10 protein-coding genes are annotated in these 11,652 nt (G+C 67.6%); 9 read left to right on the top strand and 1 reads right to left on the bottom strand.

Translation table 11 applies throughout. From position 1 onward, the window contains the following. Positions 1-2: 2 nt before the first annotated feature. Positions 3-1,085: a phospho-N-acetylmuramoyl-pentapeptide-transferase gene (gene mraY / locus QNI11_RS14720; protein ID WP_100929872.1), complete on the top strand. Its 1,083-nt coding sequence runs from the start codon at positions 3-5 to the stop codon at positions 1,083-1,085. Between the two features lie 31 nt (positions 1,086-1,116). Continuing rightward, positions 1,117-2,580, top strand: a complete 1,464-nt coding sequence (gene murD / locus QNI11_RS14715; protein WP_283983517.1) for a UDP-N-acetylmuramoyl-L-alanine--D-glutamate ligase — start codon at positions 1,117-1,119, stop codon at positions 2,578-2,580. Here the strand turns inward: murD and QNI11_RS14710 are convergent. Further along, entirely contained in the window at positions 2,577-3,776 is a 1,200-nt protein-coding gene (locus tag QNI11_RS14710; RefSeq protein ID WP_283980684.1) for an NAD(P)/FAD-dependent oxidoreductase, read from the bottom strand. The two genes, murD and QNI11_RS14710, sit on opposite strands and share 4 nt — an antisense overlap. A 212-nt stretch (positions 3,777-3,988) precedes the next feature. On the opposite strand from QNI11_RS14710, the gene ftsW reads away from it, so the two are divergent. From ftsW to QNI11_RS14675, 7 genes are all read left to right on the top strand, one after another. Further along, entirely contained in the window at positions 3,989-5,155 is a 1,167-nt protein-coding gene (gene ftsW, locus QNI11_RS14705) for a putative lipid II flippase FtsW (protein WP_100929875.1), read from the top strand. Positions 5,156-5,245: 90 nt separating this feature from the next. Continuing rightward, positions 5,246-6,388 (top strand): undecaprenyldiphospho-muramoylpentapeptide beta-N-acetylglucosaminyltransferase, encoded by a 1,143-nt coding sequence (gene murG / locus QNI11_RS14700; RefSeq protein ID WP_283980683.1) that lies wholly within the window; start codon positions 5,246-5,248, stop codon positions 6,386-6,388. 13 nt (positions 6,389-6,401) lie between these two features. Next, positions 6,402-7,799, top strand: a complete 1,398-nt coding sequence (gene murC, locus QNI11_RS14695; RefSeq protein ID WP_283983516.1) for a UDP-N-acetylmuramate--L-alanine ligase — start codon at positions 6,402-6,404, stop codon at positions 7,797-7,799. A gap of 196 nt (positions 7,800-7,995) precedes the next feature. Next, the gene (locus tag QNI11_RS14690) at positions 7,996-8,250 is read left to right on the top strand and encodes a DUF2484 family protein (RefSeq protein WP_100929878.1); all 255 of its coding nucleotides are present in this window, start codon (positions 7,996-7,998) and stop codon (positions 8,248-8,250) included. Positions 8,251-8,615: 365 nt separating this feature from the next. Then, positions 8,616-9,539 carry a UDP-N-acetylmuramate dehydrogenase gene (murB, locus tag QNI11_RS14685; RefSeq protein ID WP_283980682.1) on the top strand — a complete coding sequence of 308 codons (924 nt, stop codon included), beginning with the start codon at positions 8,616-8,618 and terminating at the stop codon, positions 9,537-9,539. A gap of 285 nt (positions 9,540-9,824) precedes the next feature. Further along, the gene (locus tag QNI11_RS14680) at positions 9,825-10,739 is read left to right on the top strand and encodes a D-alanine--D-alanine ligase (RefSeq protein ID WP_283980681.1); all 915 of its coding nucleotides are present in this window, start codon (positions 9,825-9,827) and stop codon (positions 10,737-10,739) included. After that, the gene (locus tag QNI11_RS14675) at positions 10,727-11,626 is read left to right on the top strand and encodes a cell division protein FtsQ/DivIB (RefSeq protein WP_283980680.1); all 900 of its coding nucleotides are present in this window, start codon (positions 10,727-10,729) and stop codon (positions 11,624-11,626) included. The genes QNI11_RS14680 and QNI11_RS14675 overlap by 13 nt, the downstream gene beginning before the upstream one ends. The last annotated feature ends 26 nt before the right edge of the window (positions 11,627-11,652 follow it).

Below are 11,652 nucleotides of genomic sequence, written 5' to 3'. Positions count from 1 at the left end.
GCATGCTTTACTGGCTGGCCGAACTCAGTGACGGCGGCGATCTGTTCAACCTGTTTCGCTACATCACATTCCGGGCCGGTGGGGCCTTTCTGACCGCGCTGGTCTTCGGCTTCCTCTTCGGGCTTCCGCTGATCAACGTGCTGCGCAAGCGGCAGGGCAAGGGGCAACCGATCCGTACCGACGGGCCGGAGGGCCACTTCGTCAAGGCGGGCACGCCGACGATGGGCGGGCTGCTGATCATCGGCGCGCTGGTGACCTCGACGCTCCTTTGGGCACGGCTCGACAACCCGTTCGTGTGGATCGTGCTGTTCGTCACCATGGCCTTTGCGGCCATCGGCTTTGCCGACGACTACGCCAAGGTGTCGAAGCAGAACTCGGCCGGTGTGCCGGGCAGGGTGCGTCTGCTCCTCGGCTTCATCATCGCCGGGATCGCCGGGTTCTGGGCCGCGGCCTATCACCCTACCGAACTGAGCTATCAGCTGGCCCTGCCGATCTTCAAGGACACGCTGATCAACATGTCCTTCCTGTTCATCCCCTTCGCGATGTTCGTGATCGTGGGCGCGGCCAACGCCGTGAACCTGACGGACGGTCTGGACGGGCTGGCGATCATGCCGGTGATGATCGCGACCTCGACGCTGGGGATCATTGCCTATGCGGTGGGCCGGGTCGACTTTACCGAGTACCTCGACGTGCACTACGTGCCCGGCACCGGCGAGATCCTGATCTTTGCCGCGGGCGTGGTCGGCGGGGGGCTCGGTTTCCTGTGGTACAACGCGCCGCCGGCGGCGGTCTTCATGGGCGACACCGGGTCGCTCGCCCTGGGCGGGGCGCTGGGGGCGATTGCCGTGGCGACCAAGCACGAGATCGTGCTGGGCATCGTCGGCGGGCTGTTCGTGGTGGAGGCGCTGAGCGTCATCATCCAGGTGCTCTACTTCAAGCGGACGGGCAAGCGGGTGTTCCTGATGGCGCCGATCCACCACCACTACGAAAAGAAGGGCTGGGCGGAGCCGACCATCGTGATCCGCTTTTGGATCATCTCGCTGATCCTCGCCATCATCGGCCTCGCGACGCTGAAAGTGCGTTGACGCAAAGGGGCGCGCGTGCCGCGCGCGCAGGCTGTCTCGTCATCGGCCTGCGGCCTCTTCCTCGGGCCGCCCGTGGCCTCTCTGGGAGCGTAAGATGATACCTGTTCAAGGGTTTGAAGGTGCGACTGTCGCGGTTCTCGGACTGGGACGGTCCGGTCTGGCCGCGGCGCGGGCGCTGCGTGAGGGCGGTGCGCATGTGGTGGTCTGGGACGACACCCCCCGGGCACGCGAGGCGGCAGAGGCGGAAGGCTTCGCCGTGCGCGAACTGACCCGGGAGGGGGCCTTTGACGACGTGGCCTGCCTTGTCACCTCGCCCGGTATCCCGCACCTCTACCCCGCGCCCAACCCGGTGACCGCCGCGGCGCTGAAGGCGGGTGTGCCGGTCGACAACGACATCGGACTTTTCTTCCGCTCCATCGGCGCGGATTTCGACAGCTTCGAGCGGCCGCCGCGCGTTGTCGCGGTGACCGGGTCGAACGGCAAGTCGACGACCTCGGCGCTGATCCACCACATCCTGACCGCCAGCGGACGCAGCAGCCAGCTTGCGGGCAACATCGGGCGCGGCGTGCTGGACATCGATCCGCCGGAGGATGGCGGCGTCGTGGTGCTGGAGCTGTCGTCCTACCAGACGGAGCTGGCGCGGGCGCTGACCCCGGACGTGGCGGTCTTTACCAACCTCTCGCCCGATCACCTCGACCGGCACGCCGGTCTTGGCGGCTATTTCGCGGCCAAGCGGCGGCTCTTTGCGGAGGGCGGCCCGGACCGCTGCGTGATCGGCGTGGACGAGGTCGAGGGCCAGTTCCTGGCGGGGCAATTGGCCGAGGGGCGCGCCGACGACCGGGTGATCCGGGTGGCGACGCAGAAACTGACGGGGCCGGGCTGGATGGTCTTTGCCCGCAAGGGGTTCCTGGCGGAATGGCGCAAGGGGCGGCAGATCGCATCGGTCGACCTGCGCGACGTGTCCGGTCTGCCCGGCGCGCACAACCACCAGAACGCCTGCGCCGCCTGGGCGGCCTGCCGGTCGCTGGGCCTTGGCCCGCGCGAGATCGAGGCGGGGCTGCGGTCCTTTGCCGGGCTGCCGCATCGGTCGCAGCGCATCGCCGAGGCGGGCGGGGTGGTCTTCGTCAACGATTCCAAGGCGACGAACGTGGATTCCGCGCTGAAGGCGCTGCTGGCCTTCGACCGCATCCGCTGGGTCTGCGGCGGGCTGATGAAGGAAGGCGGGCTTGCGGCGCTGGCGCCTGGGCTGGGCCACGTGGCGAAGGCCTACGTGATCGGACGCGAACCGGAGGGATTTGCCCTGCAACTGGGCGGCGTCGAAGCGGAGCTCTGCGGCACGATGGAGCAGGCCGTGGTGCGTGCGTCAGAGGATGCGCAGCCCGGAGAGGTTGTGCTGCTGGCGCCCGCTGCGGCGAGCTTCGACCAGTACGACAACTTCGAAAAGCGCGGCGAGGATTTTGTGGCGCAGGTCCAGAAGGTTCTGGGGAAAGCCTAACGTCCGCCGGCAGCGATGGCCTGTCCCGCCGCCACGGCGGAGGACCAGGCCCACTGGAAGTTGTAGCCGCCCAGCCAGCCGGTGACGTCGACCGCCTCGCCGATTGCGTACAGTCCCGGAAGGTGCTTGGACATCAGCGTTTTGCTGTCCAGCCCTTCTGTGGATATGCCGCCCAGCGTGACCTCTGCCGTGCGGTAGCCTTCGGTGCCGGTGGGTTTCAGCTGCCAGTTGTGCAGGCGGTCGGCCAGGGCGTCGATGCGCTTGTCCGAGAGATCGGCCAGGTTGATGGCGGGCTGTTCCTCCAGCGGCAGGAAACCCACGAGTTTAGAGGGCAGTAGCGCAGACAGTTCAGTCGAGAGCGCCCGGCGGCCCGTTTCCTGACGCTTTGCCTTGAGCACGGCGGGCAGGTCCTTGCCGGGCAGGAGGTCGACGCTCAGCGCCTCGCCCTCGCGCCAGTAGCTGCTGATCTGGAGGATGGACGGACCGGAGAGCCCGCGGTGGGTGAAAAGCAGCGCCTCGTCGAAGGAGGTGCCCCCGGCGGACACCCGTGCGGGGACTGAAACACCCGCCAGCGGCGCAAACGGCTGGCCGTCGAAGGTGAAAGGGACAAGGCCGGGGCGAGTCTCCACCATCTGGTGGCCGAATTGCCGGGCGATGTCGTAGGCGAGGCCCGTGGCGCCCATCTTGGGAATGGACTTGCCGCCCGTCGCCAGTACGAGAACGGGCGAGATCACCTCGACCCTCTGGCCTTCTTTCCCCAGCGTCACGCGGAAACGGCCGTCGGCGTGGGTCACGTCCAGCACCTGCGTCTGCAGCCAGAGCCGGGCGCCCGCCCTCTCCATCTCGGCCCGCAGCATCGCCACGATCTGGGTCGCCTTCTCGTCGCAGAAGAGCTGGCCCAGCGTCTTTTCGTGCCATGCGATCCCGTGGCGCGAGACCAGCTCGACAAAGTCCCACTGGGTGTAGCGCGCCAGCGCCGATTTGCAGAAATGCGGGTTCTCCGACAGGAACTTGTGCGGCTCGATCTCGAGGTTGGTGAAGTTGCAGCGCCCGCCGCCGGAAATGCGGATCTTTTCGCCCGGGGCCTTCGCGTGATCCACCACGATCACCTCCGGCCCGGCGTGGGCGGCGGCCATCATGCCCGCTGCCCCGGCACCGAGGACCAGCGCCCTGCATTCCATCCGTCCGCCAGCCATTCCCTACGCCGCTCCCGGTTTCTCTCTGACCAGATACCCCCGGAACCGCGCCGGGGCAAAGTCGCGTGACGGGGTTCTGCGCGCCTGTGCGGCGCCCCCGACACGAAGCGCCGCCATACCGGGATTTTTCTGGAGTTGGAATGTCTTCTGCGATACACTTCCCATCAGACCCGGAAAAACGGGCGTTCCTGAGACAGACGAGCGGTGCTCTCATGACAGAAATGGTTTACGGCGCGGTCCCGGTCACGGGCGGCGAACCCGTGCTGCCGAAATGGTGGCGCACGGTCGACAAATGGAGCCTGTCCTGCATCCTGACGCTGTTCGCGGTCGGGATCCTGCTGGGACTGGCGGCCTCTGTGCCGCTGGCGGAACGCAACGGGCTGAATCCGTTCCACTACGTGCAGCGGCAGGCCTTCTTCGGCGGGCTGGCGATGATCGCGATGATGCTGACCTCGATGATGTCGCCGACCGTGGTGCGCCGGCTGGCGGTGGTCGGCTTCCTCATCAGCTTCGTGGCGCTGGCCTTCCTGCCGGTGCTGGGCACGGACTTCGGCAAGGGGGCGGTGCGCTGGTACAGCCTCGGCTTCGCCTCCGTCCAGCCGTCGGAGTTCCTGAAACCCTTCTTCGTCATCGTCGCGGCATGGTTTCTTGCCGCCGGGCAGGAACTGAGCGGCCCTCCGGGGCGGCTCTATTCCTTCGTGATGATGGTGACGATCGTGCTGATGCTGGCGATGCAGCCGGACTTCGGTCAGGCCTCGCTGATCCTTTTCGCCTGGGGCGTGATGTGGTTCGTGGGCGGTGCGCCGATGGTGCTGCTGGTGGGGCTTGCCGGCCTCGTGGTGGCGGCCGGTACGCTGGCCTACAACTCCTCCCAGCACTTCGCCCGCCGGATCGACGGCTTCCTGACCCCCGAAGTCGACCCGACCACCCAGCTTGGCTATGCCACCAACGCCATCCGCGAAGGCGGCTTCTTCGGTGTGGGTGTCGGCGAGGGCACGGTGAAATGGTCGCTGCCTGACGCGCATACCGACTTCATCATTGCCGTGGCGGCAGAGGAGTACGGCCTTGTCATGGTGCTGGTCATACTCGCGCTTTACGCGACCATCGTGGTGCGCAGCTTCATCCGGCTGATGCGCGAGCGCGACCCCTTCATCCGGCTGGCCGGGACGGGGCTGGCGGCGATCTTCGGCGTGCAGGCGATGATCAACATGGGCGTGGCGGTGCGGCTCTTGCCGGCGAAGGGCATGACCCTGCCGTTCGTCAGCTACGGCGGGTCCTCCCTGATTGCCGGGGGGATCGCCGTGGGGATGCTTCTTGCGCTGACACGCGCCCGTCCGCAGGGTGAAATCGGCGATATCTTGCGCGCCCGCGCGCGCTGAACGCAACATCCGCGCCCCGGCGCCCCCGGCGTTATGGACGCAGACGGGGCGCTGGTATAAGGGCCGCGGATACGCGTATAGGAGATCGGGATGGCGGAGCGACGGCCCTTGTTGGTCATGGCGGCGGGTGGCACCGGGGGACACATGTTCCCCGCGCAGGCCCTGGCCGAGATCATGCTGGACCGCGGATGGCGCGTGAAGCTGTCCACCGACGCCCGCGGCGCCCGCTACACCGGCGCCTTTCCGGAGGGTGTCGAGATCGAACAGGTGCCCTCTGCGACCTTCGCGCGGGGTAACGTGCTGGCCAAGGCGGGCGTGCCCTTCAAGGTCGCGGGCGGGGTGCTGTCGGCGGTCCGCAAGATGCGGCGCGACCGGCCCGACGTGGTGGTGGGCTTCGGCGGCTACCCGTCGATCCCGGCACTGACGGCGGCTTGGCTTCTGAAGCTGCCGCGCATGATCCACGAACAGAACGGTGTCCTTGGCCGGGTGAACGAAATCTTTTCCAAGAAGGTCGACCTGGTGGCCTGCGGGACCTGGCCCACGGCCCTGCCGGAAGGTGTCGAAGGTGTCCACGTGGGCAACCCGGTGCGCGCCTCCGTTCGGGAACGGGCGGGTGCGGGGTATATCGCGCCGGGGCCGTACCCGATGTCGATGCTGGTGATCGGCGGCTCGCAGGGGGCGCGCATCCTGTCGGACGTGGTGCCCCCGGCCATCGCTGCGCTGCCGCTGGACATGGTGCGCAACCTGCGCGTCAGCCATCAGGCGCGCGACGAGGACGGCGAACGGGTCGCCACCTATTATGCCGAGAACGGCGTGCAGGCGGACGTGCAGCCGTTCTTCCACGACCTGCCCGCGCTGATGAGCGAGGCGCAACTGGTGATCTCGCGCTCTGGCGCATCTTCGGTGGCCGACATCTCGGTCATTGGGCGGCCGTCGATCCTGATCCCCTACAAGGTCGCGGCGGGGGACCACCAGACGGTGAACGCACAGGGGCTGGTCGATGCGGGGGCCGCGATCCGCATCCCGGAGAGCCAGCTCAACATCGAGAGCCTCAAGGACTCGATCGAGGCGATCCTGACGGACGAACAGGGCGCGATCCGTATGGGGCAGGCGGCCCTGTCGGTATCGAAACCGCAAGCGGCGGAACATCTGGCCGCGCTGGTCGAAGAACTGGCGGGCTACAGGACACAAGAAAAGGAAGACGAGGCGGGACATGAAGGATTTGACCATTGAGCGGAGCGCCTGCATGACCGGCGCGACCAAGCTGCCCGGCGACGTGGGCGCGATCCATTTCGTGGGGATCGGCGGCATCGGCATGTCGGGCATCGCCGAGGTTCTGCTGAACCACGGCTACACCGTTCAGGGCTCTGACCTGAAGACGTCGAAGATCACCGAACGGCTGGCCGGCATGGGCGCGAAGGTGTTCGAAGGCCAGCGGGCCGACAACCTCGAAGGCGCTGATGTCGTTGTGATTTCCTCGGCGATCAAGCCGGGCAACCCGGAACTGGACGAGGCCCGGCGCCGCGGTCTGCCGGTGGTGCGCCGCGCCGAGATGCTGGCCGAGCTGATGCGCCTGAAGTCGAACGTCGCCATCGCCGGGACCCACGGCAAGACGACCACGACGACCATGGTCGCGACGCTCCTGGACGCGGGCCGGTTCGATCCGACCGTGGTCAACGGCGGCATCATCCATGCCTATGGCTCCAACGCGCGGATGGGGCAGGGCGAATGGATGGTGGTGGAGGCCGACGAGAGCGACGGCACCTTCAACCGCCTGCCCGCCACGATTGCCATCGTCACCAACATCGACCCGGAGCACATGGAGCACTGGGGCTCGATCGAGAACCTGCGGCAGGGCTTTTACGACTTCGTGTCGAACATCCCGTTCTACGGTCTGGCGGTCTGCTGCACCGATCATCCGGAGGTGCAGGCGCTGGTCGGCCGCGTGACCGACCGCCGCGTTGTGACCTACGGGTTCAACGCCCAGGCCGACGTGCGCGCCATGGGGCTGCGCTATGAAAAGGGCGTGGCGCATTTCGACGTGCACTTCCAGGTCTCGGGTGAGGTGATCGAGGGCATGACCCTTCCGATGCCCGGAGATCACAACGTTTCCAATGCCTTGTCGGCCATCGCGGTGGCGCGTCACCTTGGCATGACGGGTGAGGAGATCCGGGCGGCGCTGGCGGCGTTCGGCGGTGTGAACCGGCGTTTCACCAAAGTGGGTGAGGTCAACGGCGTCACGATCATCGACGACTACGGCCACCACCCGGTGGAGATCGCGGCGGTGCTGAAGGCCGCGCGGCAGGCCTCCGAAGGGCGGGTCATCGCGGTGCACCAGCCGCACCGCTACACCCGTCTGCACCACCACTTCGAGGAGTTCTGCTCCTGCTTCAACGAGGCCGACGTGGTCGCCATCGCAGAGGTCTATGCCGCGGGCGAAACCCCCATCGAGGGCGCGACGCGCGACGATCTGGTGGCCGGGCTGGTGCGTCACGGCCATCGCCACGCACGGGCGCTGCGCGACGAGGACGACCTGGAGCGGCTGGTCCGCGAGCAGGCTCAGCCGGGCGACATGGTGGTCTGCCTTGGCGCGGGCACGATCTCGGCCTGGGCGAACGGGCTGGCGGCGCGGCTGGCTAAGTGACCGCTGGACGCCGGGAATAGGCGTTTGAAATCAGAGGGATGGGCGCGCGGGGTTCAGCCCCGGCGTCACGGAAGGGCCCCCATGCGGGGCCCTTTTTCGTTGCAATTCACGGCTTCGTTTGCGCCCCGAGGCTTGCGCATTCCGGCATATGCAGGCACAGTCATCGCGCCTGCGGGGGCAAAAAGGAGTAGGAGCCATGACGCTCTCATTGACTCTCGCGTGCCTCTGGGCAGTGGCCGCGAACATCGCAGCGATGATCCCGTCTTCCGACAATCACTGGACCCGTGCCTACCTACTGATCGCAGCCGGAATCCCGCTTGTGGGCTACGTGACCTATGAAAACGGGCCGTGGATCGGGCTGGCCACGCTGGTGGCCGGGATGAGCCTGCTGCGCTGGCCGGTGTATTACCTCGCAAGCTGGGGCCGCCGCGTCGTGTGGCGGACGGAGTGACCCGCGCGGTCGCTTGACGATTGCCCCTTAAGGCACCGTCCGCTGGGACGGTTTCGCCCCCTTAACGAAGCGCGCGGTCGGGTTGATCCACCGTGCGCAGGGCCGCGTGGCACCAGATGTGGTGGCACCGGACGGCCCTGGCACGACCATCCTTCAAATCGTTAAGATCCCAGCGGCCCGCGTTACCGGCGATCCGGCCGGTTCGGGGTGTCGAAACGGCCGGTTGGTAACCTTTTGCCCTGCGCCGGGTGTTGCGCGCCGGAAATGTGGTTAACGGGCGGGTTTGTCGCGGGCATTGGCCGGTATTCGCGCGTCCCCGCGCAAGGCCCGTTGCGCCCGTCCCGCGGCGGCGGTAGCAGGTCGTCATGACATATTCCCTGCCCGAAACCCGGGGGCGGTTGACGCCCGACCGGCCTCTGAACGATCTGACCTGGCTGCGTGTCGGCGGTCCTGCGGACTGGTTCTTCCAGCCGGCGGACCATGACGACCTGTGCGCGTTCCTGGGCGCGCTCGATCCGAATGTGCCGGTCTTTCCGATGGGGGTAGGGTCGAACCTGATCGTGCGGGATGGCGGCCTTCGGGCGGTGGTGATCCGGCTGGGGCGCGGCTTCAACGGGATCTCGGTCGAGGGCACGCGGGTGACCTGCGGGGCGGCGGCGCTCGATGCGCATGTGGCGAAGCGGGCGGCGCAGGCGGGGATCGACCTGACCTTCCTGCGGACCATCCCCGGCAGCATCGGCGGGGCGGTCCGGATGAACGCGGGCTGTTACGGCTCCTACGTCGCCGATCACCTGGTGGAGGCGCGGGCCGTCACGCGGGACGGCGAGCTGGTGAGCCTGTCGCCCGACGCGCTGGCCTTCGGCTACCGGTCGAGCAACCTGCCCGAGGGCTGGGTGCTGGTCGAGGCGGTGTTCGAAGGTGCCGCGGGCGATCCGGAGGCGCTGGAGGCGCGGATGGAAGAGCAGCTGGCCAAGCGCGACGCCACCCAGCCGATCAAGGAGCGGTCGGCGGGCAGCACCTTCCGCAACCCGGCGGGCTATTCCTCGACCGGGCGGGCGGACGACACGCACGACCTGAAGGCGTGGAAGGTGATCGACGATGCCGGGATGCGGGGGGCCACGCGGGGCGGGGCGCAGATGTCGCCGAAGCATTCGAACTTCCTGGTGAACACCGGCGGCGCGACGGCGGCGGACCTCGAAGGTCTGGGCGAGGACGTGCGCGCGAAAGTGCGCGAACAGTCGGGGATCGAACTGATCTGGGAGGTCATCCGGATCGGCGATCCGGGCTGATCCGGCACGGTTTCCGGCGTTTCGGGGACGATTGCGCCGGGCGGGCGGACTCTGCCGCCTGCTTTTCGGCAGCTTGGGGCCGAATCGTGAGGCCATACCCGCGAAAAAGAGTTTTCCAAGCCCGAATAAAGGCGTTACACTCACTACTTGCGGGGCTGTTGCGCCCACGCCAAAGGCGGACATTCCCGGCGGTCGAGACAACAACAGCGGACCGGCGGGACGCGACCACAGGCAGGTTGCATTACAAACATGGGGGTGAACCCCCGGGAAAAAGGCAGTTTTGGGATGTCGAGCAGGACACTCCCGAAAGTGGCGGTGCTCAAAGGCGGACCCTCGGCGGAGCGCGAGGTTTCGCTGGTTTCCGGACGGGAATGTGCCGCCGCTCTGAGGGGCGAAGGGTACGAGGTGATCGAACTGGACGCGGGGCCGGATGTGGTCGAACGTCTGAAGGAGATCGCCCCGGACGTGGTTTTCAACGCATTGCACGGGCGCTGGGGTGAGGATGGCTGCATCCAGGGCCTCCTGGAGTGGCTTCGGCTGCCCTATACGCATTCCGGCGTGCTGGCCTCGTCGCTGGCCATCGACAAGGAAAAGACGAAGGCGGCCTATCGGGCGGCGGGCCTTCCGGTTGCGGAAAGTTTTCTCGCGACCAAGGCGGAGGTCATGGCGGCGCACGTCATGCCGCCGCCCTACGTGGTCAAGCCCTACAACGAGGGATCGTCGGTCGGCGTCTACCTCGTCCACGAGGAGGCCAACGGGCCGCCGGTGCTGGACGAAAAGATGCCCGAGCGGGTCATGGTTGAACAGTTCGTGCCGGGGCGGGAACTGACCGCGACAGTCATGGGCGGGCGCGCGCTTGGCGTGACGGAGATCCTGACCGACGGCTGGTACGACTACGACGCGAAGTACAAGGAGGGCGGGTCGCGGCACATCTGCCCGGCGGAGCTGCCGCAGGAGATCAACGACGCCTGCATGGACTACGCGCTGCGCGCCCACGAGGCGATCGGCTGCCGGGGCGTGTCGCGCACCGATTTCCGCTGGGACGACACGCAGGGGCTGGCCGGGCTGCGGCTTCTGGAGACCAACACCCAGCCGGGGATGACGCCGACCTCGCTGTCGCCGGAACACGGGCAGCTTGCCGGCATGAGCTTTGGCCAGTTCTGCGCATGGATGGTGGAGGATGCCTCATGCGACAGATAAACGTGCCCGAGACCGACACCGGAATGGCGCGGCTGGACCCGCGCATGAGCCGGATGAAGTACCGGCTGGAGCGGCTGATGCTGACGCCGCTGTTCCGCTTTTCGCTGCGGGTGGTGCTGCCCTTCGCGCTGGCCTTTGGCGGCGTGACGGCGTGGTTCTCGGTCGAGGCGAACCGCACGGCCTTTACCTTGATGGTGGCGGACGTGCAGGCGGCGGTGCAGAACCGACCGGAATTCCAGGTGAAGCTGATGGCGATCGACGGCGCGACCGAGGCGGTGGCCGAGGCGATCCGCGCCGAGCTGGCGCTGAACCTGCCGATGTCGAGCTTCGACCTCGATCTGGACGAGATGCAGCTGAAGGCGGGCGCGCTGGACGCGGTCAAGAAGGTCGACCTGCGCATCCGGCAGGGCGGCGTCCTGCAGATCGACGTGGTGGAGCGTGTGCCGGCGGTGCTGTGGCGCGGCCCCGAGGGGCTGGTGATGCTGGACGAGACCGGCATGACGGTCGGCCCGGCGGCGTCGCGGGCGGAACGCGTGGACCTGCCGGTGATCGCGGGCGAGGCGGCGGAAGAGGCGGTGCCCGAGGCGCTGCGGCTCTGGGCCGTGGCCGGACCGCTGAAGGAGCGTCTGCGCGGGTTCGAGCGGATTGGCGCACGGCGCTGGGACGTGGTCCTCGACCGCGACCAGCGGATCATGCTGCCCGACAAGGGGGCCGTGCAGGCCCTCGAACGGGTGATCGCGATGGCGATGGCGCCGCAGGTGGACCTGCTGGCGCGCGACCTCGTGGCGGTGGATCTGCGGCTGCCCCGGCGGCCGACGATCCGGATGAGCGAACATGCCACCGAAGAGATGTGGCGTATCAAGTTGATAGAGGCAGGCCAGCAATGATGTTCCGGCAGACTTCGGAGGATGAT

The sequence above is a fragment of the Sagittula sp. MA-2 genome, assembly GCF_030126985.1.
Classification (GTDB): Bacteria; Pseudomonadota; Alphaproteobacteria; order Rhodobacterales; family Rhodobacteraceae; genus Sagittula.
This window is presented reverse-complemented; position numbering and strand designations above follow the sequence as displayed.